Source organism: Agromyces soli (assembly GCF_022811605.1).
Classification (GTDB): domain Bacteria; phylum Actinomycetota; class Actinomycetes; order Actinomycetales; family Microbacteriaceae; genus Agromyces; species Agromyces soli.
In genome coordinates this window covers 3,016,532-3,043,123 of the sequence record NZ_CP094533.1, presented here as the reverse complement: position 1 = coordinate 3,043,123, position 26,592 = coordinate 3,016,532, and the positions used below count along the sequence as shown (strand labels likewise).

Sequence of the window (26,592 nt, the reverse complement as noted above, 5' to 3'; positions counted from 1 at the left end):
GTAGACTGGCCCGGCGAGCGGGTCGGCAAGACGGTCGCGTCGCCCGAGCGATCGGGCGCCGAGGAACGTCCGGGCTCCGCAGGGCAGGACGGTGGGTAACGCCCACCCGGGGTGACCCGCGAGACAGTGCCACAGAAAACAGACCGCCTCGGGCTTCGGTCCGAGGTAAGGGTGAAACGGTGGGGTAAGAGCCCACCAGCGGCCGCGGCGACGCGGTCGGCTCGGTAAACCTCGTCCGGAGCAAGGCCAGACAGGGAACGATGGGGCTGCCCGTCCCGTTCCCGGGTAGGCCGCTAGAGGGCCGTGGCAACGCGGTCCCGAGAGAGATGGCCGTCCAGCCGGTGTCGCGCAAGCGCCCGGTGAACAGAACCCGGCGTATCAGCCGGCCCGCTCGCACCACTCCCGACCGGCCGCCGAGGGCGCGCGGCGCTGCTCAGTCGGCCGCGAGCGAGGCGGCGCCGAGGATGCCCGCGTTGTTGCGGTGCACGGCGGGCACGATCGGGGTCGCGAGTTCGAGCAGCGGCAGGAACTGCTCGTGATGCTTGGAGACGCCGCCGCCGACGACGAACAGGTCGGGCGAGAACAGCATCTCGAGGTGGGCGTAGTACCGCTGCAGGCGCTTCGCCCACTCCGCCCAGTCGAGGTCTTCGCGCTCCATCGCCGAGTACGCGGCCCGGTGCTCGGCGTCGTCGCCGTCGAGCTCGAGGTGTCCGAGCTCCGTGTTCGGCACGAGCACGCCGTCGAAGAGGAACGCCGAGCCGATGCCCGTGCCGAGCGTGGTCAGGATGACCAGGCCGTCGGCGCCGCGGGCGGCGCCGTAGCGGAGTTCGGCGACCCCGGCCGCGTCGGCGTCGTTGATGAAGTGGATGTCCCGCCCGAGCGCCTGCTCGAAGAGTTCCTCGGCGTGCAGGCCGATCCACTCGTGCGAGACGTTCGCCGCCGAAAGGGTGAGCCCGCGCTTCACCACGGCGGGGAAGCACACGCCGAGGGGCAGCTCGTCGCCGCCCGACTCGGAGAACTCCTCGAGGAGCGCGCTCGCGGCCTCGACGATGTCGGCCGGTCGGCCGCCCTCGGGGGTGGCGACCTTGCGGCGGGGCGAGACGAGCTCGCCGCTCGCGAGGTCGACGACCGCCCCCTTGATGCCGGTGCCGCCGATGTCGATGCCGATCGCGAGGTCCTGCGTCATGGCGTTCACCCTACCCGGCGGGCCCGCCGCTCAGGGCAGCGTGAGGATCTCGGTGCCGCGCTCGGTGACGACGAGGGTGTGTTCGAACTGCGCCGTGAGCGAGCGGTCGCGGGTGACCACCGTCCAGTCGTCGGCCCAGAGGTCCCAGTCCGTGGTGCCCAGGGTGAGCATCGGCTCGATCGTGAACACCATGCCCGGCTCGATGACCGTGTCGTGCTCGGGGGCGTCGTAGTGCGGGATGACGAGGCCGGTGTGGAAGGCGCGGCCCACGCCGTGGCCCGTGTAGTCGCGGACGACGCCGTAGCCGAAGCGCTTCGCGTAGGCCTCGATGGCGCGCCCGATGACGTTCACCTGGCGTCCCGGGGCGACCGCCTTGATGCCGCGGGCGAGCGCTTCGCGCGTGCGCTCGACGAGGAGCCGTGTCTCCTCCGGGGCGTCGCCCACGAGGAAGGTCGCGTTCGTGTCGCCGTGCATGCCGTCCAGGTAGGCGGTGACGTCGAGGTTCACGAGGTCGCCCTCGTCGAGCACGGTGTCGTCGGGGATGCCGTGGCAGATCACCTCGTTGACCGAGGTGCAGCTCGAGGCGGGGAACCCCCGGTAGCCGAGCGTCGAGGGGTAGGCGCCGTGACCCACCACGTACTCGTGCACGATGCGGTCGAGCTCGGCGGTCGTGACCCCGGGGACGATCGCGGCGGACGCCGCCTCGATCGCGCCGGCGGCGATGCGGCCGGCCGCCCGGATGCGCTCGACCTCCGCCGCCGAATAGCGGTCGCCCTCGGTGTTCGGGCGCGGCGCGACCCGCCCGACGTACTCGGGGCGGGGGATCGCGGCAGGCACCGTGCGGGGCGCGGGGAGGCGGCCGGGGATCAGGTGGCCGGCGGAGTCCTTGGGCATAGGATCAGCCTATGACGGAGGACATCGAGCACCGGTTCTGGTACAACATGCGCACGGGCGAGGTCGAGCAGGGCTTCGTCTCGCAGTCGGCGGATCGCGTCGGCCCGTTCGACACCCGCGAGGAGGCCGAGCACGCGCTCGAGAAGCTTCGCGCGAACAGCGAGAAGTGGGCCGCGGAGGACGCCGCGGAGGACTGAGACGACGAGGGGCGGGCGCCGAAGCGCCCGCCCCTCGATCATCGTGGCCGGCTACTCGTACGAGTGCTCGGGGCCGGGGTAGACACCGGCCGAGACATCCGCCTGCCACGCCTTCGCGGCCGCGCCGAGGACGCCGGCGAGGTCGGCGTACTGCTTGACGAACTTCGGGATCCGGCCCGGGGTGAGACCCGCCCAGTCGGTCCAGACGAGCAGCTGGCCGTCGGTGTGCGGGCCGGCGCCGACGCTGATGGTCGGGATGTCGAGGCGCTCCGTGATCTGACGCGCCGCGTCGGCGGGGACCATCTCGAGGACGACGGCGAAGGCGCCGGCCTCCTGCACCGCGACGGCGTCCGCGAGCAGCTGTTCGAGCCCCTCGCCCCGGCCCTGGATGATGTGCCCGCCGAGGCCGTGCTCGCTCTGCGGCGTGTAGCCGATGTGGGCCATGACCGGGATGCCGGACTGCACGATGCGGCGGATCTGCTTGTGGCTGCGTTCGCCGCCCTCGAGCTTGACCGCGTGCGCCCCGGTCTCCTTCATGAAGCGGACGGCCGTGTGCAGCGCCTCCTCGGCCCCGTTCTCGTAGGAGCCGAAGGGCATGTCGGCGACGACGAAGGCGCGCTGCACGGCGCCGGCGACGGCACGGGTCAGCGGGATCAGTTCGTCGACCGTGACCGGAAGGGTGGTCTCGTAGCCGAGCACGTTGTTGCCGGCCGAGTCGCCCACGAGCAGGAAGTCGATGCCCGCCTCGTCGAAGATGCGGGCCGTGAGCTGGTCGTAGCTCGTGAGGCCCGTGATCTTGATGCCGTCGCGCTTGGCGTTCTGGAAGTGCCGGGTACGTACGCGCTTGGGTCCGTCCGAGGCCGAAGCCCCGCCGTACGGGTTCTGCTCTGACATGCCGTCAGTCTGGCACAGCCGCAGGTCCCGCCCGGCCCGACCCAGTACGCTGAGAAGCGCGAGAAAGGGTGTGGATGGATAAGCAGCGCGACTTCGTTCTCCGGACCATCGAAGAACGTGGGGTCAAGTTCATCAGGCTGTGGTTCACCGATGTCGTGGGCACCCTGAAATCGGTCGCGATCGCCCCCGCCGAGGTCGAGGGCGCGTTCACCGAGGGCATCGGCTTCGACGGTTCGGCGATCGAGGGACTGAGCCGCACGTACGAGTCCGACCTGCTCGCGTACCCCGACCCGTCGACGTTCCAGACGCTGCCCTGGCGCGGCGATGTCGACCCGACCGGGCGCATGTTCTGCGACATCACGACGCCCGACGGCGAGCCGGCGGTGTCCGACCCGCGCAACGTGCTGAAGCGCACCCTCGCGCACGCGGCCGACCGCGGCTTCACGTTCTACACGCACCCCGAGATCGAGTTCTATTTGCTGAAGTCGTCGAAGTACGGCCCGGAGGGCCCGCAGCCGGTCGACTCCGCCGGCTACTTCGACAACGTGCCCGGCGGCACCGCGCACGACTTCCGCCGCCGTTCGGTGCGCATGCTCGAAGACCTCGGCATCTCGGTCGAGTTCAGCCACCACGAGTCGGGCCCGGGCCAGAACGAGATCGACCTGCGCTACGCCGATGCGCTCACGACCGCCGACAACATCATGACGTTCCGCACGGTCGTGAAGGAGGTGGCGATCGAGCAGGGCGTGTACGCGACGTTCATGCCGAAGCCGTTCTCGGAGTTCCCGGGCAGCGGCATGCACACCCACCTCTCGCTGTTCGAGGGCGATCAGAACGCGTTCTACGAGCCCGGTGCGCAGTACCAGCTCTCGAAGATCGGGCGGCAGTTCATCGCCGGGCTGCTGCGTCATGCGGGCGAGATCTCCGCCGTCACGAACCAGTTCGTGAACTCGTACAAGCGGCTCTGGGGCGGCGGCGAGGCGCCCAGCTTCGTCTGCTGGGGGCACAACAACCGCTCGGCGCTCGTGCGGGTGCCGCTCTACAAGCCGAACAAGGGGCAGAGCGCGCGCGTCGAGTACCGCGCGATCGACTCGGCCGCGAACCCGTACCTCGCGTTCTCGCTGCTGCTCGCCGCCGGCCTCAAGGGCGTCGAGGAGGGCTACGAGCTCCCGCCCGAGGCCGAGGACGACGTCTGGATGCTGAGCGACCGCGAACGGCGGGCTCTCGGCTACAGCCCGCTGCCGGCGAGCCTCGACCACGCCATCGAGGAGATGGAGCGCTCGGAGCTCGTCGCCGACACCCTGGGCGAGGAGGTGTTCCGCTACGTGCTCGCGAACAAGCGCGCCGAGTGGCAGGACTACCGCTCGCAGGTGACGCCGTTCGAGCTCACGCGCAATCTCGAGATCCTCTGACCGGATGACTCGGCAGGCGGCGCCGTACAGCGGGCTCGCCCGGGCCGGCTTCGACGACTTCGAGCGCGCCCGAGCCGGGCTCGCCCAGCTCGCGGAGGCGAGCGGGGTCGGGGTACCCGAGCTGCTCGAGGCGCTCACGGCGGCGGCCGATCCGGACGAGGCGCTGGCCACGCTCGAGCGCCTCGCCGAGCGCGCCCCGGCGGAGGTTCGCCGCGTGCTCGAACGTCCGGCGTCCGCCGAGCGTGCGGCTCGACTGCTCGGCGCTTCCCGGGGCCTGGGGGAGTTCTTCCTGCGCAATCCCGACGAGCTCGTGCTGCTCGAGCGCGAGCCGGAGCCGCCGCTCGGAGAAGACGAGGCGCGCGCGGTGCTCGTCGCGGCGCTCGACGAGCTCGGCGACGGGCCGGTCGAGCCGGAACAGGCGGCCCGGGCCATCCGCCTCCGCTACCGACGCCTGCTCGCCGGGATCGGCGTCTACGACCTCACGCGGGCGAGCGCGATCGAGGCCGTCGACACGATCGCGGCCGGCCTCGCCGACCTCGCCGGGGCGGCGCTCGACGCCGCCCTCGTCGCGGCGCGCCGACTGGTCGGGCGACGGCCGGGCGACGCGGCCGCGCCAGGCCGGCATCCGGCCGACGAGGTGGCGGCCACCCGCCTCGCCATCATCGGCATGGGCAAGGCCGGAGCGCGGGAGCTCAATTATCTGAGCGACGTCGACGTGATCTTCGTCGCCGAGTCCGCCGACGAGGAGCGGGTCTCCCAGGGGCTGGCGGTCGAGATCGCGACCCGCCTCGCCGTCGTCGCGAGCCGGCTCATCGACGATGCCGGGGTCGAGCCGCCGCTCTGGGAGGTCGACGCGAACCTCCGCCCGGAGGGCAAGGACGGCGCGCTCGTCCGCACCCTCGACTCGCACGTGCAGTACTACGAGCGCTGGGCGAAGAGCTGGGAATTCCAGGCGCTGCTGAAGGCGAGGCCGCTCGCCGGCGACGCCGAGCTCGGCGCCAGGTACCTCGCCGCGCTCTCGCCGATGGTCTGGGCGAGCTCGGGGCGCGAGGGCTTCGTCGAGTCGGTGCAGCAGATGCGCGAGCGGGTGACCCGGCACATTCCCGCCGACGAGGTGGACGTGCAGCTGAAGCTCGGACCCGGCGGCCTCCGCGACATCGAGTTCACGGTGCAGCTGCTGCAGCTCGTGCACGGCGCGAGCGACGACGAGATCCACCAGCGCGGCACCCTGCCCGCACTCGGCGCGCTCGCGAGCCGCGGCTACGTCGGTCGCGAGGAGGCGGGGGAGTTCGCCCACGACTACCGTTTGCTCCGGGTGCTGGAGCACCGCCTGCAGCTGTCGCGGCTGCGCCGGACGCACCTCATGCCACGCGACGAGTCGGAGCTGCGCGTGCTCGCGCGAGCGAGCGGGCTGGCGCGCAACGCGGCCGAGCTGACGGCACTGTGGCAGGCGACGCGGCAGCGGGTGCGAGGCCTGCACGAGCGGCTCTTCTACCGTCCGCTGCTCTCCGCCGTCGCGGCGCTGCCGGCCAGCGGGCTCGAACTCACCAGCGCCCAGGCGGAGGCACGGCTCGCCGCCATCGGCTTCCGCGATCCGAAGGGCGCACTCGGGCACATCGCGGCGCTCACCGCCGGCGTCTCGCGGCGCGCGACGATCCAGCGGCACCTGATGCCGGTGCTCATCTCGTGGTTCGCCGAGGGCGCCGATCCCGACTACGGGATGCTGGCCTTCCGACGCCTCTCCGACACCCTCGGCACGACCCACTGGTACCTGCGGCTGCTGCGGGACTCCTCCGACGCGGCGTTGCGGCTCACGCGAGTGCTCTCCGGATCCCGTTTCGTCGGCGAGCTGCTCGAGCGGAGCCCCGAGGCGGTCGCCTGGCTCGAGGACCTCGACGAGCTGCGACCGCGATCGCTCACGGCCCTCCGCGACGAGTCCGCGGCGGTCCTCGCGCGACACGGCGAGCCGGAGGCCGCCGCGAAGGTGCTGCGGGCCATCCGCCGCCGGGAGGTGCTGCGCCTCGCGCTGGCCGCCATCCTCGACGTCTGCGGCGTCGAGGAGCTCGGCCACGGGCTCAGCGACGTCACCGAGAACCACCTCGCGACGACCGTCGAGGCCATCAGGCGGGGCGATGGCGGCGACGGCGACGGCGACGGCATCGAGTTCGCGGTGATCGGCATGGGCCGCTTCGGCGGGCGCGAGCTCGGCATCTCCTCCGACGCCGACGTCATCTACGTCTACCGCCCCGCCGCGCTCGAGGGCGACGCCGCGCACCGGGTCGCGCTGCGCATCGTCTCTGAGCTCGGTCGGCTCACCGAGGACGCGCGCCTGCCGTTCGAGCTCGACGCGGATCTCCGTCCAGAGGGGCGCAACGGGGTCATGGCGCGCTCGCTCGAGGCGTACCGCGCCTACTACGCGCGCTGGTCGCTCACCTGGGAGGCGCAGGCGCTGCTGCGCGCCCGTGGCGTGGCCGGGGATGCCGCGCTGCTCGACGACTTCCGCGAGCTCGCCGACGGCGTGCGCTACCCGGCCTCGATCGCCGAGCAGGCCGTGCGCGAGGTGAAGCGCATCAAAGCCAGGGTCGAGAACGAGCGGCTGCCGCAGAACGCCGATCCGGCGAGGCACCTGAAGCTCGGCCGAGGCTCGCTGAGCGACGTCGAGTGGTTCGTGCAACTCATCCAGCTGCAGCACGCCGCGGAGGTGCCGGCGCTCCGCACGACCTCCACCCTCGATGCCCTGCAGGCCGCCGTCGACGCCGGGCTGGTGGCGGCCGACGACGCGGAGACGCTGCGCGCGGCCTGGATCTTCGCCTCGCGGGCGCGCTCGGCGCTGACCCTCTGGCTCGACCGCACCACCGACGTGCTGCCCGTCGAGCGCACCCAGCTCGAGGGCGTCGCCCGGCTGATGGGCTACCCGCCCGGGTCGGCGGCGCAGCTCGAGCAGGACTACCTGCAGCTCACCCGGCGCTCGCACGCCGTGTTCGACCGCGACTTCTACGGCATCGAACCGGGGCGCGAGCCCACGCGCTGAACCGTTCGACTGACGGGCCGGAACCCCGCGCGGCATGGGGCGGCGCGGGGTTCCGGAGTCGTGGGTCAGGCTTCGACGACCGGGGCGTCCGGGGCGTTCTTCTTGACGGACTCGATACCGTTCTGTGCGGCCGACTTCGAGCTGTAACCCTCGGAGACCGCGATCGTTTCGCCGTTGCCGGCCTTCAGGCGGAAGCGCCATTCGCCTCGCGCGTCGGTGTAGAGCTCGAACTTCCCAGCCATTCTCGGCCCCTTCTCGAAACGGGCGCCGGCGTGCGCCGACTCGTTCACATCGTGGCGTCCAGACGGTCACGCGCACAAGGGGGCAAACGCGCGCGCCGGGGCATCCGCCTCTGCACCCGCGCACAGCCCTACGATGGCGGGATGACCGACGACGTCCGCAACGTGCTGACCGCCCTCGCCGCGGTCGGCGAGCCATGGCAGCCGCACCGCCTCACGAGCGTGAACGACTACGACGTGAAGGTGGTGAAGCTCCTCGGCGAGTTCGTCTGGCACAGCCATCCCGAGACCGACGAGCTGTTCCTCGTCGTCGCGGGCGAACTGACCATCCAGTTGCGCGACCGGGACGTCGTGCTGGGGCCGAACGACGTCTTCGTCGTGCCGAAGGGTGTGGAGCACTGCCCGCGGGCCGACGAGGAGGTGCACGCGATCCTCATCGAGCCGAAGGGCACCGTGAACACGGGCGACGCCGGGGGAGCGCGGACGGCCGAGGTGCGGGAGATCCCGACCTCCGACTCGTGAGCAGTGTCGCGCACGCGCGGAGCCCACGGAGAACGCCCCGGGCAGCTGACGCTGCCCGGGGCGTTCGGATCGGCCGAACTGCGGCTCAGACGCCGTAGTACAGCTCGAACTCGAAGGGGTGCGGACGCTGGGCCAGCGGCTTCAGTTCCTTCTCGCGCTTGTAGTCGATCCAGGTCTCGATGAGCTCCTTGGTGAACACGCCGCCCTCGAGGAGGAAGTCGTGGTCGGCCTCGAGCGCGTCGAGCACGGCGTCGAGCGAGCCCGGCACCTGCGGGATCGTCTTGGCCTCCTCGGCCGGCAGCTCGTAGAGGTCCTTGTCGACCGGCTCGTGCGGCTCGATGCGGTTCTTGATGCCGTCGATGCCGGCCATGAGCTGCGCCGCGAAGGCGAGGTACGGGTTGCCCGAGGCGTCCGGCGCGCGGAACTCGATGCGCTTGGCCTTCGGGTTGGTGCCCGTGATGGGGATGCGGATCGCCGCCGAGCGGTTGCCCGCCGAGTAGACGAGGTTCACGGGGGCCTCGAAGCCCGGGACCAGGCGGTGGAACGAGTTCACCGTCGGGTTCGTGAAGGCGAGCAGCGCCGGGGCGTGCTTCAGGATGCCGCCGATGTACCAGCGAGCCAGGTCGGAGAGCCCGCCGTAGCCGGCCTCGTCGTAGAACAGCGGCTTGCCGTCGCTCCACAGCGACTGGTGGGTGTGCATGCCCGAGCCGTTGTCGCCGAAGAGGGGCTTCGGCATGAACGTCGCGGTCTTGCCCCACTCGTTTGCGGTGTTCTTGACGATGTACTTGAACTTCAGGATGTCGTCCGCCGAGTGGACCATCGTGTCGAACTTGTAGTTGATCTCGCCCTGGCCGGCGGTGCCGACCTCGTGGTGGCTGCGCTCGAGCTCGAGGCCCGCGTCGATCAGCTTCAGGCAGATGTCGTCGCGCAGGTCGGCGTGCTGGTCGACCGGCGAGACGGGGAAGTAGCCGCCCTTGAACGGGGTCTTGTTGGCGAGGTTGCCGCCCTCTTCGACGCGACCCGAGTTCCAGGCGCCCTCGCTGGAGTCGATCGAGTAGAAGCTCGTGTGCTGGTTCACCTCGTAGCGGACGTCGTCGAAGATGTAGAACTCGGCCTCGGGGGCGAAGTAGGCGGTGTCGGCGATACCGGTCGAGGCGAGGTACTTCTCGGCCTTCTTCGCGACCTGGCGCGGGTCCTTCGCGTAGATCTCGCCCGTGCGCGGGTTGTAGATGTCGAAGATCATGATGAGCGTGCGCTCCGCGCGGAACGGGTCGATGTACGCCGTCGACACGTCGGGGATGAGCTGCATGTCCGACTCGTGGATCGACGCGAAGCCGCGGATCGAGGAGCCGTCGAAGAGCTGGCCGACGGTGAAGAAGTCCTCGTCGACCGTCGACGCCGGGATGTTGAAGTGCTGCTGCACACCCGGGAGGTCGGTGAAGCGGATGTCGAGGAACTTGACCTCGGTCTCCGTGATGAACTTGAGGACTTCAGACGAATCACTGAACATGCGACGACTCTCCAAGGGGGCGGGCGGGAAGTCCGGAATCTCCGGGGCGGCCAGCAGCCGTCACTGACGGTATCCTCGGGCCGTTTCCCGGCCATGACGTGAATGTTTCCGGCATGTTACACGGCTGGGTGCTCGGTAGGATCGAAGGATGCCCGACGCGAAGCCGACCACCTTCGGAGATCTCCAGCCCAGCAAGTGGCCGGGGGAGCGGCTCGGGCTCCCCGAATCGGGCCGCGGTTCCGTCGGTCGGGTCGGCCGGCGCATCGCCGCCCTCCTCATCGACTGGGCGAGCGCGATGCTGCTCGCCCTGCTGTTCACCCCGTACGACTCGGTCGCCTACAACTTCGTGACGCCGCTCGTCTTCGTCGTGCTGCAGATCGTGTTCATCCCCACGATCGGCGGCAGCATCGGCCATCGCCTGCTCGGCATGGCGGTCGTCCCGCTCGAGGGCGGCTGGATCGGCATCCGGCGCCCGATCGTCCGTTCGCTGCTGCTCGCCATCATCGTGCCCGCGCTCGTGTGGGACTCCGACCAGCGCGGCTTCCACGACAAGGTCGCGGGCACCGTCCTCATCCGCAGCCGCTGAACGAGGCATCCGCGCGCGACGACAGACGCGACCCTCGCACAACAGAACGGGGCGGTCTCCTGCAGGAGACCGCCCCGTTCACGTCATCGGGACCCTGGAGTCAGCGGAGCTTGCCGCGCTGCGGACGCACCTTCAGCGGGTCGATGCCCTTCGGGATCGGCAGCGAGCTCTGCAGCGAGTTCAACCGGTTCGACACCGCCATGACCTCGGGCTTGGTGAGCGTCTTCTTGAGCTTGCGCAGCGTCGCCGCGAGGCGGTGCAGCTCGACGTCGCCGTCCTCGTGCCCGACGGAGATGAGCGTGACGTCGACCGTCGGCAGCACCCGCGCGACCTTGCGCTGCTCGTCGTCGAGCATGCGCTGGGTGCGGCTGGCGGGGCCCTCGCTGATCAGCACGACACCGCCGCGACCGACGGCGCGGTAGACGGCGTCCTGCGTGCGGCCGTTCACGGCGACCGGCATCTCATTGCCGACCCAGCCGCCGCGCAGACCGCTGCGCAGCACGGCGCCGACCGCACCCGGCTGACCGTCGATCTGCGAGTACGCCGCACGCTCGGCGCGACGGCCGAGGATGATCATGGCGATCAGGAGGCCGGCGAGCACGCCCGCGACGACCCAGAGCGCGATGGTGAAGCCGTTGCCCTCGCTGAGCCACAGCGCGAGTCCGAGCGTCACCGCGATCGGGGCGAGGAAGCCGAGGAGCATGAGCCACTGCGCGGTCGAGTCGTAGCGGCGGGTCATCTGGAAGACCTGCCACATCTGCTTCAGACGGCCGGGCTCCTTGGGGGAGGACGCGGAGTCCTTGGTGCGTGCCATGCGTCAAGGATACCGGCGGCGGGGGCCGCTGCGGACCGCGTTCGCGGCCCGCGTGCGACCCCCGCCGAACCGGGCGGCGGGACCGGGGCGGCCGGGCTCAGCCGACCGCCTGGGCGAAGCCGAGCTCCGCGTCGGCGAGGTGGGCGAGCCCCGGCGGGAGCTCGCGCCCCTTCGCCAGCATCGACTGGGCCCACAGGCGTCCCGCGCGGTACGAGGAGCGCACCAGCGGGCCGGCGAGCACCCCGAGGTAGCCGAGCTCCTCGGCTTCCGCCTTCAGTTCGAGGAACTCCTCGGGCCGCACCCACCTGGCCACGGGCAGATGCCTCGGGCTCGGCCGGAGGTACTGCGTGATCGTGATGATGTCGGTACCGGCGTCCAGCAGGTCGCGGAGCGCCTGGGAGACTTCGGCCCGCTCCTCGCCCATCCCGAGGATCAGATTCGACTTGGTGATGAGTCCCACCTCGCGGCCCTGCGCGAGGACGTCGAGCGAGCGCTCGTAGCGGAACGCCGGGCGGATGCGCTTGAAGATGCGCGGCACCGTCTCGACGTTGTGCGCGAAGACCTCGGGCCGGGCGTCGAAGACCTGCCCCAGCAGCTCCGGCTCCCCGTTGAAGTCGGGTACGAGGATCTCGACCCCGGTGCCGGGGGACTGCGCGTGGATCTGGCGGATCGTCTCCGCGTAGAGCCACGCGCCGCCGTCGGGGAGGTCGTCACGGGCGACGCCGGTGACGGTCGAATAGCGCAGTTGCATGCGCACCACCGACTCCGCGACCCGGCGAGGTTCGTCGGCGTCGAACTCGGCGGGCTTGCCGGTGTCGATCTGGCAGAAGTCGCAGCGCCTGGTGCACTGCGAGCCGCCGATGAGGAAGGTGGCCTCGCGGTCCTCCCAGCATTCGTAGATGTTCGGGCAGCCGGCCTCCTGGCAGACGGTGTGCAGCTCCTCGCTCTTCACGAGCGATTGCAGCGCGCGGTACTCGGGCCCCATCTTCGCCCGGGTCTTGATCCACTCGGGCTTCCGTTCGATCGGCGTCTGGGCGTTGCGGACTTCGAGGCGCAGCAGACGGCGCCCCTGTGGTTCGGCGCTCACGCGGCGATCGCCGCCTCGGCCGCCTCGAGGTGACGGAGCACCGGCTCGACGACGTCGATCGGGCGCACCGTGCGACCGAGGACGCGCGAGATGGTCGTGACGCCGGCGTCGCGGATGCCGCACGCGACGATCTTCTCGTACGGCTCGAGCGAGTTCGAGCAGTTGAGGGCGAAGCCGTGCATGGTCACCCCGTCCGCGACGCGGATGCCGATGGCGGCGATCTTCTCGTCGACCCCGTCGCCGACCCAGACGCCGGAACGGCCCTCGACCCGGCGCCCCGCGATGCCGAGCTCGGCGAGGACGGCGATGAGCACGTCCTCGAGCCGTCGGACGTAGCCGACGACGTCGATGGGATCCGGCAGCCGCAGGATCGGGTAGCCGACCAGCTGACCCGGACCGTGCCAGGTGATCTTGCCGCCGCGGTCGACGTCGACGACGGGCGTGCCGTCGACCGGCCGCTCGTCGGGACTCGTCCGTTTGCCGGCGGTGTAGACCGCTTCGTGTTCGAGGAGGATGACGGTGCCCGGGTTGGTTCCGGAGACCACCGCCTGATGGACGGCGCGCTGGAGGGAGAGTCCCTCTTCGTACGGCACGGAGTTGGCGCTTAGCCCCGTGACGACAGAGTCGAGCATACGGATCAGTCTAGACACCGCATCATCGACGAGGGAGCTCGTCCACAGGCGCGCCGCCGGCGGCACCGTCCACCGATGCCGACCGCCGGCGATCGAGCGGCGATCCGTCGGGCGAGCATCGGGGGATGGAACAGCAGACGCAGCAGACTCGACGCGGGCGGCGCGCTCGTGGCCGCACCGGCAACCGGCGGAGCGGCGGCCCGACCGTCGCCGCAGCGGCGCCGGCGCCGGCGCCGCTCGCGGCCGAGCCAGGCATTCGGCCGCTTCGCTCGCCGTGGGCCGCGTCCAGCGGCGAGCCGCCGGCGGGCGAGGCGGTCGTCTCGGGCGGATGCCTCGGCGGCTACCGCCTGCTCCGGCGCATCGGCGCGGGCGCTCGGGCGCAGGTGTTCCTCGTGCGGCCGGAGTTTGCTGCCTCACCGGACGCCGGGCTCGCTGGGCCCGAGCCCGTCGAGCAGGCGATGGCGCTCCGGGTCTACGACGAGCAGGTCGATCAGGGTACCGTCACGATCGAGCTGGAGGCGCTCGACGCGCTCGGCGGCGGCACGCTTCCCGCGATCTCCGACGTCTTCACCTCCGGGCGCACGGTGTGCCTCGTCGTCGAGGCGGTCACCGGTCGTCGCCTGTCGAACCTGCTCGATGAACGACGCCTCGCGCCGGGCGAGGCGGTGACCGTCCTCGCGCCGATCGCGGCCGCGGTCCGCGAGTTGGCGCGGTGCGGGTTCGCGCACCCGCAGCTGTCGGCGGCCGACGTGCGTTTCGACGCCGCCGGCCGTCCCCGAATCACCGGGCTCGGCCAACTGCAGCGGCTCGGGCCCGCCTCGGCCGAACGGACCGCGCTCGAACGGCGGGCGCACGAGGCACTCGTCGGCCTCGTCGAACTGGTCGCCGGGGCGACGCACCCCGCGCCGCCGCTGCAGCGCGTCGTCGAGCTCGCCCGTGCCAGGCTCTCTGCTCGCCCGTTCGAGTCGTTCGCGCTCGACGTGGAGCACGCGCTGTTCCAGGTCGCGACCGCGGTCCCGGTCATCGGCGCGGGCGAAGACCGTCCGGCCAGGGCGCCCGTGCGGCGACCGCCGTTGCACGGGAACGGCACGCTCGAGCCGGTGCACGAGCCGCCGTCCTCGAGCACCTCAGCGAGCGCGGAACGGGTGCGTTCGAAGCCGCGTGCGCGCGAGCGCGACGAGGCTGGCGACCGGAGCGGCGGGCTGGGGGAGCTCCTCGCCGCCGAGACGCCCGTGCTCGAGCTGCTGCGCACCGGACGCTGGCGCAGCTGGCTGGGCGACCGGCTCGCCCGTCGGCGCAGCACGATCGTGGTGGGCGCACTCGTCGCGGCCGCAGCGTCCGTGCTCCTGCTCACGCTCGTGCCGCCCGAGCGCGGCGAGTCCGTCGAGCGCGGCCCGGGCTCACCGTTCGGGGCCGCCGAAGACGCGCCGTCGCCCGTTCCCACCACGTCGACGCCCGAGGAGGATCGAGCGGAGGCCGGAGCGGAGCCGCTCGAGGCCGACGCGGCACCGCTCGACGAGCCCGACGCGCTCGTCGCCGCGGCTGCAGAGCTGCTCGCGGATCGTGCCTCCTGCCTCGCCGCCGCCGACCGCCAGTGCCTCGGCCAGGTCGTGCAGCCGGGATCCGCACTTGAGCGCAGTGATCTGGCGGAGCTGGCGGGCGAGCGCCCGGTCGAGCAGGTGCCCTACGACCTCGATGCCGTGGTCGTCGTCGGCACCATGGGCGGCGCGGTGCTGCTCGAGGTGCCGGTCACGGGCGCCGAACGCGAACCGGCCTCGCTCCTCATGATTCGGAGCGAGGCCGGTTGGCGTCTGCGGGAGATCTTCGACTAGATGCCGAGGTCGGCCTCGAACGCGCCCTCCTCGAGCCGCTCCTTCACCGCGGTGAGGAAGCGGGCCGCGTCGGCGCCGTCGATGATGCGGTGGTCGTACGACAGCGCGAGGTACACCATCGAGCGGACCGCGATGGCGTCCGAGCCGTCCTGCGAGACGACGACCGCGCGCTTCACCACGGTGCCCGTGCCGAGGATCGCGGTCTGTGGCAGGAAGACGACCGGGGTGTCGAACAGCGCGCCGCGCGAACCCGTGTTGGTCAGCGTGAAGGTACCGCCGGAGAGCTCGTCGGGCTTCAGCTGGTTGTTGCGCGTGCGCTCGGCGAGGTCGGCGATCTGCGCGGCCAGGCCGGCGAGGTCGAGCTCGCCCGCGTCGCGGACCACCGGGGTGAGCAGGCCGCGCTCGGTGTCGACCGCGATGCTCATGTTCTCCTGCGCCGGGTAGACGATCGAGTCGCCCTCGACGGTCGAGTTGATGATCGGGTAGGCGCGGAGCGCCTCGGCCGCGGCCATCGCGAAGAACGGCAGGAACGAGAGCTTGTTGCCGGTCTTCTGCAGGAACTCGCCCTTGACGCGGTCGCGCAGCTTCGCGACCTTGGTCACGTCCACCTCGACCACCGTCGTGAGCTGCGCGGTCGACTGCATCGAGACGACGGCGCGCTCGGCGACGACCTTGCGCAGGCGGGTCATCGCCTGCGTGGTGCCGCGCAGCGGCGAGGTCTCGAGCGGCGTGCGGGCCGGCGCAGCGGCAGCGCCAGCGGGGGCGCCCTGCGCCTGCAGCACGTCCTGCTTGCGGATGCGGCCGCCGACGCCGGTGCCGGTGACGTTGGCGAGGTCGACGCCCTGCTCGCTCGCGAGCTTGCGGACGATCGGCGTCACGTAGCCGCTGGGGCCCGCGTGCGAACCGCCGGCGGCCGGAGCCGCTGCCGGTGCCGGAGCAGCAGCAGGAGCAGGAGCCGGTGCAGCAGGAGCCGGAGCAGCGGGCGCCTCAGCGGCCGGAGCCGGCGCGACAGCCGGAGCCGGAGCCGGAGCAGCGGGCGCCTCAGCGGCCGGAGCCGGAGCAGCCGGAGCCGGTGCGGCAGGCGCCTCAGCAGCCGGGGCCTCAGCAGCCGGAGCGGCCGGGGCCGGTGCGGCAGGCGCCTCGGCGGCGGGGGCCGGAGCGGCCGGGGCCGCGGGTGCCTCAGCAGCCGGAGCCGCCGGAGCCTCGGCAGCCGGAGCAGCGGGCGCTTCAGCCGCGGGAGCCTCGGCGGCCGGGGCCGCGGACTCCTCGGCGGCGGCCGAGCCGTCGCCGATGGTGACGAGGGCGGTGCCGACCTCGACGGTCTCGTCCTCCTGGACGAGGATCGCCTCGATGACGCCGGCGACCGGCGACGGGATCTCCGTGTCGACCTTGTCGGTGGAGACCTCGAGCAGAGGCTCGTCCACCTCCACGCGGTCGCCGACGGCCTTCAGCCAGCGCGTGACCGTCCCCTCCGTGACACTCTCACCGAGTGCCGGGAGGCTGACTGATTGGCTCATTCGCTTGTCTCCTTCACAGCGTTGGACGCCTTGTGTGGTCCGATTTTGGAGCGGGTGGGTCAGATCGCGTGCAGCGGCTTGCCGGCGAGCTTCAGCACGGCCTCGCCGAACGCTTCGTTCTGGGTGGGGTGGGCGTGGATGAAGGGCGCGATGTCCTCCGGGTAGGCCTCCCAGTTCACAGCCAGCTGGGCCTCGCCGATGAGCTCGCCGACGCGGCCGCCGATCATGTGGACGCCGACGATCGGGCCCTCCTTGACCTGCACGACCTTGATCGAGCCGCTCGTGCCGAGGATGCTGCTCTTGCCGTTGCCGGCGAGGTTGTACTCGTAGCTCGTGACCTGCTCGGCGCCGAACTTCTCCGCGGCCTTGGCCTCGGTGTAGCCGACCGAGGCGACCTCGGGCTCGCAGTACGTGATCTTCGGGATGTTCACGTCCTCGACGATGATCGGGTTGAGGCCCGCGATCTCCTCGGCGACGAAGATGCCCTGCTGGTAGCTGCGGTGGGCGAGCTGCAGGCCGGGGACGATGTCGCCGATGGCGTAGACGCCGGGCACGTTCGTCTGGAGGCGCTCGTTCGTGGGCACGAAGCCGCGGTCGAGCTGGACGCCGACCTCCTCGAAGCCGAGGCCCTGGGTCGAGGGGCCGCGGCCGACGGCGACGAGCAGCAGCTCGGCCTCGATCGTGGTGCCGTTCTCGAGCGTCACGACGACGCCCGACTCGTTCTGGGTGACGCTCTGGAAGCGGATGCCGAGCGAGTAGTCGATGCCGCGCTTCTTGAAGGCGCGCTCGAGCTGCTTCGAGATCGACTCCTCCTCGTTCGGCACGAGGTGGGGGAGCGCCTCGATGACGGTCACCTCGGCGCCGAAGGAGCGCCAGACGCTCGCGAACTCGACGCCGATGACGCCGCCGCCGAGCACGGCGACCTTGCCAGGGACGAAGTCGAGCTGCAGCGCCTGCTCGCTCGTGATCACGCGGCCGCCGATCTCGAGGCCGGGCAGCGATCGGGAGTACGAGCCGGTGGCCAGCACGACGTTCTTGCCGACGTAGCGCTCGCCGGCGACCTCGACGGTGTTGGGCGAGACCAGGCGGCCCTCGCCCTCGACGACGGGGATGCCGCGCGCCTTCAGAAGGCCCTGCAGGCCCTTCCACTTGCTCGCGACGATGCCCTCGCGGTAGGCGGTCACGCCGGGCATGTCGATGCCCTCGAACGCGGTCTTGACGCCGTACTTCGCCGCGTCCTTGGCGGACTCGGCGACCTCGGCGGCGTGGAGCAGCGCCTTCGTCGGGATGCAGCCGCGGTGCAGACAGGTGCCACCGAGCTTGTCCTTCTCGATGACGACGGCAGTCATGCCGAGCTCGACCGCTCGGATGGCCGCCGCGTACCCGGCGCTCCCGCCGCCCAGGACGACGATGTCAAAGTTCTGCTCGGACAAACCGGTATCTCCCTCGCGCATCAGATCTGCGACACGGACCGCACCGGGTTCGTGCCCGGAGCGGGTGACCGGGGCGAGTGTTTTCGCCCCGGTTCGACCTTACTACCCCGCGGCGAGCTCCTCGCCAAGGCGGACGAGGGTGCGCACAGCGATGCCGGTCGGTCCGCCGCTCGTGAATCCCCAGGCCGCGCCGCCGTTGTCCGCCGGGCCGGCGATGTCGAGGTGCGCCCACGGGATCTTCGCGCCGTCGTGTTCGCCGACGAACTCCTGGAGGAACACACCCGCGAGGAGCATGCCCGGGACGATGCCGCCGAGCTTGGTGTTCGTGAGATCGGCGACGTCGGACTTCAGGAGGGGGAGGAGGTGGGCGGGCAGCGGCATCGGCCAGACCGACTCGTCGACGGCGGCCGCGGCGTCGCGCACGCGCTCCACGAGCCCGTCCTCGCCCATCAGACCGGTGATCCGTCCGCCGAGCGCGACCATCTGCGCACCCGTCAGCGTGGCCACGTCCACGATCGCGTCGGGCTGCTCCTCGCTCGCGGCGACGATGCCGTCGGCGAGCACGAGCCGGCCCTCGGCATCCGTGTTGAGCACCTCGACGGTCTTGCCGCCGCGGATGCGCAGCACGTCGTTCGGCCGCATCGCGGTGCCCGACGGCAGGTTCTCGGCGAGGCACAGCCACGCGGTGACCCGGATCGGCACGTTCAGCCGGGCGAGCGCGATCGTCGCGTTGAGCACGGCGGCGGCCCCGGCCATGTCGCCCTTCATGCCCACCATGGACTGCATGGGCTTCAGGCTCAGGCCGCCTGAGTCGAAGGTGATGCCCTTGCCGACGAGGGCGAGCGAGCGGGTCGCGCCCTCGGGCGCGTACTCGAGACGGACGAGCCGGGGCCCGCGGGTCGAGCCCTGGCCGACGCCGAGGATGCCGCCGAAACCGCCGGCCTCGAGCTCGTCCTCGGCGGAGACCCGCACGTCGACGCCGGCCGCGCGCGCCGCCTCGGCCGCGAGCTCGGCGAAGCTCGCGGGGAACAGCTCGGACGGCGAGAGGTTCACGAGGTCGCGGGTCGAGGCGACCGCCTCGGTGACCGCGCGCACCCGCTCGGTGCCCAGCTCTTCGTCGTCGAAGCCGGTGTGCAGGGTGATCGAGGCGACGGGCGCCTTGGGCTTCGAGCGGTACTCGTTGAACCGGTACGCGCCGAGGACAGCACCTTCGAGGAGCGCCGCGGCCTCGGCCGCGGAAGCGGCGGGGATGCCGATCGCGACCGACTCCACCTCGCTCAGCTGGCGCAGCGCGCTGCCCGCGGCGAGCCGGAGTGCGGCCGCGTCGGCCGTGGGTCCGGTGCCGGCGACGGCCACGACGCGGCCCTCGACCGCCGGGTCGGCGAGCCGGACGAGCTCGTCCGCCGCGCCCTTCGCCGCCAGTGCGCGCAGCTGCGCCTCCGCCCACTCGAAACCGGCGGGGGCGAGGAGGGCGACCCCGTCGTCATCGCTCCGCGACGCGAGGACGACGACGTCGACGGCGGCGTCGACGGCAGGGGAGGAGGACAGCGAGATCGTGGGAGTGGGCATGCCATCGATGCTACGCGGGGCGGTGTTCGCTGTGAGCGTTCGCGGGAGGCATCCGCGCCGGCGGCTGGTCCGATGCGTCTCAGTAGTCTGGAATCATGCGCGACCCCCGATCCCTGTACGAGCCGAACCCCGCGGTCGACGTTCCGCTCGGCCTCCCGCTCGTGGCCGGGCTCACCGGCTTCGCCGATGCCGGCGGCGCGGTCGCGCAGACCACGGAGTACCTGCGCTCGACCCTCGACATCACGGTCGTCGCCGAGTTCGACGCCGACGAGCTGCTCGACTACCGGGCGCGCCGCCCGATCATCGTCTTCGACGGCGATCACCTCACGGAGTACCGGCCCGCGCGGCTCGCCCTCGACCTCGCGAAGGACGAGCTCGGCCGGCCGTTCCTCCTGCTCACCGGCTTCGAGCCTGATTTCCAGTGGGAGCGCTTCTCGCGAGCGGTGCTCGAGCTCGTCGAGCGCTATCAGGTCGCCTCCTTCAGCTGGCTGAACGCCATCCCGATGCCGGTGCCGCACACGCGGCCGATCGGTGTCACCGTGAGCGGCAACCGCAGCGAGCTGATCGAGACCATGTCGGTCTGGCGGCCGACGACGCAGGTCCCCGCGAACGCGCTGCACCTCGTCGAGTACCGGCTGCACGAGCGCGAGCTGCCCGTCGCCGGCTTCGTGCTGTTGGTTCCGCACTACCTGGGCGACACCGAGTACCCGGCCGCCGCCATCGCGGCGCTCGAGGCGATCAGCGCGGGCACCGGGCTGATCTTCCCGACCGAGGTGCTTCGCGAGCAGGGACGCGACTTCGTGGCCCGCATCGACGAGCAGGTCGCCGAGAACGGCGAGCTCGCCAAGCTCGTGACGACGCTCGAGCACCGCTACGACGCGTATATGGCCGGCACGAGCCTGCGGTCTCCGCTGACCGACGAGGACGGCGAGGTCCCGACGGCCGATGAGATCGCCGCCGAGCTCGAGAAATTCCTGGCCTTCCGCCGCTCCGACGAGGAGCCGCCGCACCCGGTGTGACCGGGCGCCGACTCGGCGCGCCGCGGAATAGCGGCGGATGCCGAGGCGTTCTCACTCTTCGAAGGGCGCGCGCGGCCGTATCGCGCCGAGTGCGCGAAGAACCGGCGGCTCGCTGGTATAATTGTAGGCAGGACCCGTTCTGGTCGGCCGAGGCGATCTCGATCGCATTCGCTGCGGACTTGACATGGGTCCTCGTAGTGTCCGAAAACACCGGGCAGAGTCCGAGAATACCGGGCAGCCGAACATGCCGAGCACCGTCGTCGTGTCGCGAGCGCACCGACGAGGAGAGGGTCAACACCTATGGCAACCAAGTCCACGAAGACTGCGACGGCCGAGGCTGAGGCGAACGCCGAGAAGCCGGTCGCAGCCGGGACGAAGCGCTCCACCGCCAAGGCGGGTACGGCGAAGGCCGCGCCGAAGGCGAAGACCGCCGCGAAGACGCCTCGCACCGCCACGGCCAAGGCCGCGACGAAGCCGAAGGGCAAGCGCAAGGGCGACGATGACGACGAGGAGCTCGACGAGGGCGACGAGCCCGTCGTCGACGAGGCCGAGACCGAGGAGACCGAGGCCGCCGGCGACGAAGCCGACGCCGACGAGGAGGCCAAGCCGATCCCGGCCGACCCGCACCCCACGGGTGCGCTCGTGCTGCGCGCGGCCGACGACGAGGACGAGGTCCCCGTCTACTCCGCGGCGATCACCGGCGCCACCGCCGACCCGGTCAAGGACTACCTGAAGCAGATCGGAAAGGTCGCGCTGCTCAACGCGGCCGAAGAGGTCGAGCTCGCGATGCGCATCGAGGCAGGCCTCTTCGCCGAGGAGAAGCTCTCGCACATGTCCGACGCCGAGAAGCGCTCGCAGCTCGGTCGTGAGCTGCAGTGGGTCGCGAAGGACGGGCAGCGGGCGAAGAGCCACCTGCTCGGCGCGAACCTGCGTCTCGTCGTCTCGCTCGCCAAGCGCTACACCGGCCGCGGCATGCAGTTCCTGGACCTGATCCAGGAGGGCAACCTCGGTCTCATCCGCGCGGTCGAGAAGTTCGACTACACCAAGGGCTTCAAGTTCTCGACCTACGCCACCTGGTGGATCCGTCAGGCGATCACCCGCGCCATGGCCGACCAGGCGCGCACCATCCGCATCCCGGTGCACATGGTCGAGGTCATCAACAAGCTCGCCCGGGTGCAGCGCCAGATGCTGCAGGACCTGGGGCGCGAGCCCACGCCGGAAGAGCTCTCGAAGGAGCTCGACATGACCCCTGAGAAGGTCATCGAGGTGCAGAAGTACGGCCGCGAGCCGATCTCGCTGCACACTCCGCTCGGCGAGGACGGCGACAGCGAGTTCGGCGACCTCATCGAGGACACCGAGGCGGTCGTGCCGGCCGACGCGGTGGGCTTCACGATGCTGCAGAAGCAGCTCGAGTCGCTGCTCGACTCGCTGAGCGAGCGCGAGGCGGGCGTCATCCGCATGCGCTTCGGCCTCGGCGACGGCATGCCGAAGACGCTCGACCAGATCGGCGACACCTTCGGGGTCACGCGCGAGCGCATCCGCCAGATCGAGTCGAAGACGATGGCGAAGCTGCGGCACCCGTCGCGCTCGCAGTCGCTGCGGGACTACCTCGAGTAGGCCGGCGGTGCGCTACGCGCCGGCGATCGCCGTCGGCAAGCTCGTTCGGATCGCCGCCCGGCTGAGGAAGCCGGGCGGCGGCTCCGCGATCCCGGGGCTGATCGTCAACCGCATCGCGCCCGGCTACCTCAAGCGCACGCTGTCGGGCTTCCCGCAGGGGCTCGTGGTGGTGTCCGGCTCGAGCGGCAAGTCGACGACGACGAAGATGCTCGTCGCGATCCTCCGCGCCCACGAGGTCTCGATCTTCACGAACCCATCGACCGCGAACATCAGCCAGGGGCTCACCTCCGCGCTCCTCGAGCAGGCGGACTGGCGTGGCCGGGTGCCGGGCGACGTCGCCGTGCTCGAGATGGACGAGGGGCACGGCGCGCTCGTGATGCAGGGCGTCGATGCGCGGGTGGTGGCGCTCACGAACGTCATGGTCGACCAGATCGACCGCTTCCACGATTCGGAGATGGTCGCCGGGATGTTGGCGCGCATCGCCGCACGCGCCGGCGAAGCCGTCGTGCTGAACGCCGACGACGCCTACCTCGAGCGACTCGCCGCCCGGGTCGCCCCCGGGGTCGCGGTGCGGCGCTTCGGCGTCTCGGCCGAGGTCCTCGCCGCCGCGCCGCGCGGCCTCGGCAACACCGAGACGAGCGAGGCGCGCCTCGATCCGGCCGACGGGGTCGTCGTGGCGCGCGTCGACGGGGCGTCCGCGGTGCTGCTCGACGGCGGGGTCGAGCGCCCCATCGGGCTGCCGGCCCGAGGCATCCACTACGCGGTCGACGCAGCCGCCGCCTATGCGACGGCGCGCGCGGTGCTCGGCGAGCGCTTCTCGCCCGAGACCGCGTCGGCGGCGCTGTCCAGCATCCCCCCGGTGTTCGGCCGTGGCGAGCGGGTCCGCATCCGCGACCAGGACGTGGACTTCGTCCTCGTGCAGAATCCCGCCAGCTATCAGCTGAACATCGATGCGATCCCGGTGGGCACCGAGCAGATCCTCTTCGCGATCGGCTCGGACGTGCGCGACCCCTCGTACTTCTGGCCGGTCGACGCCTCCTCGCTCGGCCGGGTGTCGATCGTCAGCGGATCGAAGGCGGCCGAGGCGGCGCTCATGCTCGCCTACGACGGCGTCGCGATCGACCGCGTCGAGCCGGACCTCGGCCGGGCGCTCGACGACTTCCTGGCGGCCCCCGCGCCGGCGAACGGGGTGAAGACGATCGTCTTCACCGCGGACTCGATGCGCCGGACTCGGGCCCATCTCGGACTCACGGAGGCGGAATGACCTTCACGATCGTCTCCCTGCTGCCCGGCACGCAGAACACGAACGGCGACGCGCAGAACGCGACGGTGCTCGAGACACGGGCGGAGTGGGCCGGCATCGCCGCTCGCACCGTCGTCGTCGAGCGCGCCGCGGAGCTGCCGAGCGAGATCGACGCGATCGTCCTCGGCTCAGGGAGTGACGCCTCGCTCGAGCGCAGCCGCGACGTGCTGCGCACGATGCACGACGAGCTCCGCCGCTGGGGCACCGAGGGCATCCCGATCCTCGGAGTCGGCACCGGCTGGGAGCTGCTCAGCTGGGGCGTCGAGCACCGGGACGGCAGCTCGCTCGAGGGGCTCGGCATCCTGCCCGGACGCGCCGTGCCGCGCGACGGGCGGGTCACCGGCGACGTCGTCGTCGCCACGCCGCGCTTCGGCCAGCTCGTCGGCTTCGAGAACCACGCCCGCGCCTACGTCGGCGCCGAGGCCTCGCCGCTCGGGCGACTTCGCGCCGGTGAGGGGAACGGCCGCGACTCCGGGCAGGAGGGCGTCATCATGGGCTCCGTGATCGGCACCCATCTGCACGGGCCCGTGCTCGCGAAGAACCCGGCCTTCGCCGACGCACTGCTGCGGATCATGGCCGAGCGCCGCGGCATCGGCTACGCGCCCGGGGAGCAGGCTGTGGCGGTCGACGCCTACGCTGCAGCCGCCCGCGCCGCGCAGCTCCGCGCCTCGGGCATCGACCTCGAGCCGTCGGACTGAACGACGAAACGCCCCGGCCGGAGCCGGGGCGTTTCGCGAAGTCGGTCGGACTCAGTCGCGAGCGTCGACGAGGAGTCGGTCAGACTCGTCGTGCCAGCTCTGCGCGATCTGGGAGAGCTTCTCCTGGTGCTTGCGGCCGTGGTGGGCGCAGAACAGGAGCTCGCCGTTCGCGACGACCACGCGGATGTACGCCTGGGCGCCGCATGCGTCGCAACGATCGAGCGCGGTGAGCTCGTAGGTACGCTCGACGTCGACCGCATCGTTCGCCTCGGTCTGCTGGGTCATAGCTCCTCCTTCGTTCGCGCGCTGACTTCCGTGTTCATCAATCAAAACACGCGCCGTGCGGGGTTCCTTCCGTATCGCCGGGCATTTCGCTGAGAGCGCAGTGGCTGCGCAGGACTGTCGGTCCCGGTCACTAGGCTTGATCGACGTGAGCTCCGATTACTCCGCCCGCCATCTCTCCGTGCTCGAGGGCCTCGAGGCCGTGCGCAAGCGACCCGGCATGTACATCGGGTCGACCGACTCCCGAGGGCTCATGCACTGCCTGTGGGAGATCATCGACAACGCGGTCGACGAGGCGCTCGCCGGCCACGGTCGCGAGATCGAGGTGGTGCTGCACGCCGACCAGAGCGTCGAGGTGCGCGACCAGGCACGAGGCATCCCGGTCGACGTCGAACCGAAGACCGGGCTCACGGGCGTCGAGGTGGTCTTCACGAAGCTCCACGCCGGCGGCAAGTTCGGCTCCGGCTCCTACGCGGCCTCGGGCGGTCTGCACGGTGTCGGCGCGTCGGTCGTCAACGCGCTCTCGTCCCGACTCGACGTCGAGGTCGACCGTGACGGCAAGACCTGGGCGATGTCGTTCCACCGGGGCGAGCCCGGGCGATTCGCCGACGCGGGCACGCCCGATCCCGAAGCGCCGTTCACCCCGTTCGAGCAGTCGAGCTCCCTCGACGCCGTCGGCAAGGTCAAGAAGGGCGTCACCGGCACCCGGGTGCGGTACTGGGCCGACCCGCAGATCTTCACGAAGGGCGCGAGCTTCCAGATCGAGGAGCTCCTCGGCCGCGCGAGGCAGACCGCCTTCCTCGTGCCCGGGCTCGGGCTCACCGTGATCGACGAGCGCGGCGAGGCGCCCGAGACGCACCGCTTCCACTTCGAGGGCGGCATCTCCGAGTTCGTCGAGCACCTCGCCACCGACGGGCCGGTCACCGAGATCTGGCGGCTCACGGGCGAGGGGCGCTTCACCGAGACGGTGCCGGTGCTCTCCGAGGGCGGGGCGATGATCCCGACCGAGGTCGAGCGCACCTGCGAGGTCGACGTCGCGCTGCGCTGGGGCACCGGGTACGACACCGTCATCCGCAGCTTCGTGAACATCATCGCCACGCCGAAGGGCGGCACGCACCTCGCCGGCTTCGAGCAGGGCCTGCTGAAGCTGCTCCGCTCGCAGGTCGAGCAGAACGCCAGGCGCCTCAAGGTCGGCAACGACAAGCTCGAGAAGGACGACATCCTCGCCGGACTCACCGCGGTGCTCACCGTGCGCCTGCCCGAGCCGCAGTTCGAGGGTCAGACGAAGGAGATCCTCGGCACCCCCGCGGTGCGCGCCATCGTCTCCTCGGTCATCACCAAGCAGCTCGGCGAGCGCTTCGCCTCGACCAAGCGCGACGACAAGGCCCAGACCTCGCTCGTGCTCGAGAAGATCGTCTCCGAGATGAAGGCGCGCATCTCGGCGCGCACCCACAAGGAGACGCAGCGCCGCAAGAACGCGCTCGAGAGCTCCTCGCTGCCCGCGAAGCTTGCCGACTGCCGCTCGAGCGACGTCGCGCAGAGCGAGCTGTTCATCGTCGAGGGCGACTCCGCGCTCGGCACCGCGAAGCTCGCCCGTGACAGCGAGCACCAGGCGCTGCTGCCGATCCGGGGCAAGATCCTGAACGTGCAGAAGGCGTCCGTGGCCGACATGCTCGGCAACGCGGAGTGCGCGGCGATCATCCAGACGATCGGCGCGGGCTCGGGTCGCACTTTCGACCTCTCCGCCGCGCGCTACGGCAAGGTCATCATCATGAGCGACGCCGACGTCGACGGCGCGCACATCCGCACGCTCCTGCTCACGCTCTTCTTCCGCTACATGCGGCCGATGATCGAGGAGGGGCGGGTCTTCGCCGCGGTGCCGCCGCTGCACCGCATCGTCGTGCAGAACCCGGGCTCGAAGCCGAACGAGACGATCTACACCTACTCCGAAGCCGAGCTGAACGGCGTGCTCTCGACGCTCAAGCGGCAGAACAAGAAGTACCAGGACCCGATCCAGCGCTACAAGGGCCTCGGCGAGATGGATGCCGAGCAGCTCGCCTCGACCACGATGGACCGCCAGCACCGCACCCTCCGCCGGGTGAACCTCGCCGACGCCGAGAACGCCGGGCGCGTGTTCGAGCTGCTGATGGGCAACGAGGTCGCCCCGCGCAAGGAGTTCATCGTCGACAGCGCCACGGGGCTCAGCCGCGAGCGCATCGACGCCTGACGACCCGCGTGCAGCGCGTGCCCTGGTGCGTGCTGCACCCGGGGTGGGCGCTGCACCCGGGGTGGGCGCTGCACCCGGGGTGGGCGCTGCA

At 71.3% G+C, this 26,592-nt stretch carries 23 protein-coding genes and 1 other RNA gene; 12 read left to right on the top strand and 12 right to left on the bottom strand.

Features of this window, described 5'->3' with window-relative positions; all coding sequences use genetic code 11:
• The first annotated feature begins 18 nt into the window (after positions 1-18).
• Positions 19-394: RNase P RNA component class A (rnpB, locus tag MTP13_RS14595), an RNA gene on the top strand.
• A gap of 39 nt (positions 395-433) precedes the next feature.
• Here rnpB and ppgK read toward each other — a convergent pair.
• Together ppgK and map are read right to left on the bottom strand one after the other, a co-directional pair.
• On the bottom strand, positions 434-1,186 hold the full coding sequence (gene ppgK / locus MTP13_RS14590) for a polyphosphate--glucose phosphotransferase (protein ID WP_243568423.1): 753 nt from the start codon (positions 1,184-1,186) through the stop codon (positions 434-436).
• A gap of 30 nt (positions 1,187-1,216) precedes the next feature.
• Positions 1,217-2,080 (bottom strand): type I methionyl aminopeptidase, encoded by an 864-nt coding sequence (map, locus tag MTP13_RS14585; protein WP_243568422.1) that lies wholly within the window; start codon positions 2,078-2,080, stop codon positions 1,217-1,219.
• 11 nt (positions 2,081-2,091) lie between these two features.
• Between map and MTP13_RS14580 the strand changes: the two genes are divergently transcribed.
• Positions 2,092-2,277 (top strand): SPOR domain-containing protein, encoded by a 186-nt coding sequence (locus MTP13_RS14580; protein WP_189086408.1) that lies wholly within the window; start codon positions 2,092-2,094, stop codon positions 2,275-2,277.
• A gap of 51 nt (positions 2,278-2,328) precedes the next feature.
• Here MTP13_RS14580 and panB read toward each other — a convergent pair whose 3' ends face one another.
• Positions 2,329-3,171, bottom strand: a complete 843-nt coding sequence (gene panB / locus MTP13_RS14575) for a 3-methyl-2-oxobutanoate hydroxymethyltransferase (protein WP_243568421.1) — start codon at positions 3,169-3,171, stop codon at positions 2,329-2,331.
• 74 nt (positions 3,172-3,245) lie between these two features.
• On the opposite strand from panB, the gene MTP13_RS14570 reads away from it, so the two are divergent.
• Entirely contained in the window at positions 3,246-4,583 is a 1,338-nt protein-coding gene (locus MTP13_RS14570; protein ID WP_243568420.1) for a glutamine synthetase family protein, read from the top strand.
• A gap of 4 nt (positions 4,584-4,587) precedes the next feature.
• The gene (locus tag MTP13_RS14565) at positions 4,588-7,614 is read left to right on the top strand and encodes a bifunctional [glutamine synthetase] adenylyltransferase/[glutamine synthetase]-adenylyl-L-tyrosine phosphorylase (protein WP_243568419.1); all 3,027 of its coding nucleotides are present in this window, start codon (positions 4,588-4,590) and stop codon (positions 7,612-7,614) included.
• Positions 7,615-7,679: 65 nt separating this feature from the next.
• Here the strand turns inward: MTP13_RS14565 and MTP13_RS14560 are convergent, their stop codons facing one another.
• Positions 7,680-7,856 (bottom strand): YegP family protein, encoded by a 177-nt coding sequence (locus tag MTP13_RS14560; RefSeq protein ID WP_189086404.1) that lies wholly within the window; start codon positions 7,854-7,856, stop codon positions 7,680-7,682.
• Between the two features lie 141 nt (positions 7,857-7,997).
• Here MTP13_RS14560 and MTP13_RS14555 point away from each other — a divergent pair, with 141 nt between their 5' ends.
• Entirely contained in the window at positions 7,998-8,375 is a 378-nt protein-coding gene (locus MTP13_RS14555) for a cupin domain-containing protein (RefSeq protein WP_243568418.1), read from the top strand.
• Positions 8,376-8,460: 85 nt separating this feature from the next.
• Here the strand turns inward: MTP13_RS14555 and glnA are convergent, their stop codons facing one another.
• Positions 8,461-9,885 carry a type I glutamate--ammonia ligase gene (gene glnA / locus MTP13_RS14550; protein WP_243568417.1) on the bottom strand — a complete coding sequence of 475 codons (1,425 nt, stop codon included), beginning with the start codon at positions 9,883-9,885 and terminating at the stop codon, positions 8,461-8,463.
• A gap of 148 nt (positions 9,886-10,033) precedes the next feature.
• On the opposite strand from glnA, the gene MTP13_RS14545 reads away from it, so the two are divergent.
• Positions 10,034-10,471, top strand: a complete 438-nt coding sequence (locus MTP13_RS14545; protein ID WP_243568416.1) for an RDD family protein — start codon at positions 10,034-10,036, stop codon at positions 10,469-10,471.
• 100 nt (positions 10,472-10,571) lie between these two features.
• On the opposite strand, the gene MTP13_RS14540 is transcribed toward MTP13_RS14545, so the two are convergent.
• The 3 genes from MTP13_RS14540 to lipB all read right to left on the bottom strand — a co-directional run bounded on the left by MTP13_RS14540 (position 10,572) and on the right by lipB (position 13,004).
• Entirely contained in the window at positions 10,572-11,285 is a 714-nt protein-coding gene (locus MTP13_RS14540) for a DUF4191 domain-containing protein (RefSeq protein WP_243568415.1), read from the bottom strand.
• A gap of 97 nt (positions 11,286-11,382) precedes the next feature.
• Positions 11,383-12,372 (bottom strand): lipoyl synthase, encoded by a 990-nt coding sequence (lipA, locus tag MTP13_RS14535; protein WP_243568414.1) that lies wholly within the window; start codon positions 12,370-12,372, stop codon positions 11,383-11,385.
• Positions 12,369-13,004: a lipoyl(octanoyl) transferase LipB gene (gene lipB, locus MTP13_RS14530; RefSeq protein WP_243568413.1), complete on the bottom strand. Its 636-nt coding sequence runs from the start codon at positions 13,002-13,004 to the stop codon at positions 12,369-12,371. The genes lipA and lipB overlap by 4 nt, the downstream gene beginning before the upstream one ends.
• Before the next feature lie 125 nt (positions 13,005-13,129).
• On the opposite strand from lipB, the gene MTP13_RS14525 reads away from it, so the two are divergent.
• The gene (locus tag MTP13_RS14525; RefSeq protein WP_243568412.1) at positions 13,130-14,836 is read left to right on the top strand and encodes a serine/threonine-protein kinase; all 1,707 of its coding nucleotides are present in this window, start codon (positions 13,130-13,132) and stop codon (positions 14,834-14,836) included.
• On the opposite strand, the gene sucB is transcribed toward MTP13_RS14525, so the two are convergent.
• The 3 genes from sucB to MTP13_RS14510 form a co-directional block, all read right to left on the bottom strand.
• The gene (gene sucB, locus MTP13_RS14520; protein ID WP_243568411.1) at positions 14,833-16,353 is read right to left on the bottom strand and encodes a 2-oxoglutarate dehydrogenase, E2 component, dihydrolipoamide succinyltransferase; all 1,521 of its coding nucleotides are present in this window, start codon (positions 16,351-16,353) and stop codon (positions 14,833-14,835) included. The two genes, MTP13_RS14525 and sucB, sit on opposite strands and share 4 nt — an antisense overlap.
• A gap of 59 nt (positions 16,354-16,412) precedes the next feature.
• Positions 16,413-17,786 carry a dihydrolipoyl dehydrogenase gene (gene lpdA, locus MTP13_RS14515; protein WP_243568410.1) on the bottom strand — a complete coding sequence of 458 codons (1,374 nt, stop codon included), beginning with the start codon at positions 17,784-17,786 and terminating at the stop codon, positions 16,413-16,415.
• Positions 17,787-17,888: 102 nt separating this feature from the next.
• Complete coding sequence (locus MTP13_RS14510; RefSeq protein WP_243568409.1) at positions 17,889-19,355, bottom strand: leucyl aminopeptidase; 1,467 nt, start codon at positions 19,353-19,355, stop codon at positions 17,889-17,891.
• A 95-nt stretch (positions 19,356-19,450) separates the two neighbouring features.
• Here MTP13_RS14510 and MTP13_RS14505 point away from each other — a divergent pair, with 95 nt between their 5' ends.
• From MTP13_RS14505 to MTP13_RS14490, 4 genes are all read left to right on the top strand, one after another.
• Positions 19,451-20,374: a proteasome assembly chaperone family protein gene (locus MTP13_RS14505; protein ID WP_243568408.1), complete on the top strand. Its 924-nt coding sequence runs from the start codon at positions 19,451-19,453 to the stop codon at positions 20,372-20,374.
• Positions 20,375-20,674: 300 nt separating this feature from the next.
• Complete coding sequence (locus tag MTP13_RS14500; RefSeq protein WP_243568407.1) at positions 20,675-21,991, top strand: RNA polymerase sigma factor; 1,317 nt, start codon at positions 20,675-20,677, stop codon at positions 21,989-21,991.
• 7 nt (positions 21,992-21,998) lie between these two features.
• Complete coding sequence (locus tag MTP13_RS14495; RefSeq protein ID WP_243568406.1) at positions 21,999-23,255, top strand: Mur ligase family protein; 1,257 nt, start codon at positions 21,999-22,001, stop codon at positions 23,253-23,255.
• Entirely contained in the window at positions 23,252-23,992 is a 741-nt protein-coding gene (locus tag MTP13_RS14490) for a type 1 glutamine amidotransferase (protein ID WP_243568405.1), read from the top strand. Before MTP13_RS14495 ends, MTP13_RS14490 begins: the two co-directional genes overlap by 4 nt.
• Positions 23,993-24,043: 51 nt before the next feature.
• On the opposite strand, the gene MTP13_RS14485 is transcribed toward MTP13_RS14490, so the two are convergent.
• Positions 24,044-24,277 carry a DUF7455 domain-containing protein gene (locus MTP13_RS14485; protein ID WP_189086390.1) on the bottom strand — a complete coding sequence of 78 codons (234 nt, stop codon included), beginning with the start codon at positions 24,275-24,277 and terminating at the stop codon, positions 24,044-24,046.
• 145 nt (positions 24,278-24,422) lie between these two features.
• Between MTP13_RS14485 and MTP13_RS14480 the strand changes: the two genes are divergently transcribed.
• Entirely contained in the window at positions 24,423-26,501 is a 2,079-nt protein-coding gene (locus MTP13_RS14480) for a DNA gyrase/topoisomerase IV subunit B (protein ID WP_243568404.1), read from the top strand.
• The last annotated feature ends 91 nt before the right edge of the window (positions 26,502-26,592 follow it).

Bases quoted from the DNA above. Each gene is read 5' to 3' on its own strand.
- MTP13_RS14510 (WP_243568409.1), bottom strand. From the start codon at position 19,355: ATGCCCACTCCCACGATCTCGCTGTCCTCCTCCCCTGCCGTCGACGCC.
- ppgK (WP_243568423.1), bottom strand. From the start codon at position 1,186: ATGACGCAGGACCTCGCGATCGGCATCGACATCGGCGGCACCGGCATC.
- MTP13_RS14525 (WP_243568412.1), top strand. From the start codon at position 13,130: ATGGAACAGCAGACGCAGCAGACTCGACGCGGGCGGCGCGCTCGTGGC.
- MTP13_RS14580 (WP_189086408.1), top strand. From the start codon at position 2,092: ATGACGGAGGACATCGAGCACCGGTTCTGGTACAACATGCGCACGGGC.
- MTP13_RS14505 (WP_243568408.1), top strand. From the start codon at position 19,451: ATGCGCGACCCCCGATCCCTGTACGAGCCGAACCCCGCGGTCGACGTT.
- panB (WP_243568421.1), bottom strand. From the start codon at position 3,171: ATGTCAGAGCAGAACCCGTACGGCGGGGCTTCGGCCTCGGACGGACCC.
- MTP13_RS14540 (WP_243568415.1), bottom strand. From the start codon at position 11,285: ATGGCACGCACCAAGGACTCCGCGTCCTCCCCCAAGGAGCCCGGCCGT.
- MTP13_RS14555 (WP_243568418.1), top strand. From the start codon at position 7,998: ATGACCGACGACGTCCGCAACGTGCTGACCGCCCTCGCCGCGGTCGGC.
- map (WP_243568422.1), bottom strand. From the start codon at position 2,080: ATGCCCAAGGACTCCGCCGGCCACCTGATCCCCGGCCGCCTCCCCGCG.
- MTP13_RS14565 (WP_243568419.1), top strand. From the start codon at position 4,588: ATGACTCGGCAGGCGGCGCCGTACAGCGGGCTCGCCCGGGCCGGCTTC.
- MTP13_RS14570 (WP_243568420.1), top strand. From the start codon at position 3,246: ATGGATAAGCAGCGCGACTTCGTTCTCCGGACCATCGAAGAACGTGGG.
- MTP13_RS14560 (WP_189086404.1), bottom strand. From the start codon at position 7,856: ATGGCTGGGAAGTTCGAGCTCTACACCGACGCGCGAGGCGAATGGCGC.
- MTP13_RS14485 (WP_189086390.1), bottom strand. From the start codon at position 24,277: ATGACCCAGCAGACCGAGGCGAACGATGCGGTCGACGTCGAGCGTACC.
- MTP13_RS14545 (WP_243568416.1), top strand. From the start codon at position 10,034: ATGCCCGACGCGAAGCCGACCACCTTCGGAGATCTCCAGCCCAGCAAG.
- MTP13_RS14490 (WP_243568405.1), top strand. From the start codon at position 23,252: ATGACCTTCACGATCGTCTCCCTGCTGCCCGGCACGCAGAACACGAAC.
- glnA (WP_243568417.1), bottom strand. From the start codon at position 9,885: ATGTTCAGTGATTCGTCTGAAGTCCTCAAGTTCATCACGGAGACCGAG.
- lipB (WP_243568413.1), bottom strand. From the start codon at position 13,004: ATGCTCGACTCTGTCGTCACGGGGCTAAGCGCCAACTCCGTGCCGTAC.
- sucB (WP_243568411.1), bottom strand. From the start codon at position 16,353: ATGAGCCAATCAGTCAGCCTCCCGGCACTCGGTGAGAGTGTCACGGAG.
- MTP13_RS14500 (WP_243568407.1), top strand. From the start codon at position 20,675: ATGGCAACCAAGTCCACGAAGACTGCGACGGCCGAGGCTGAGGCGAAC.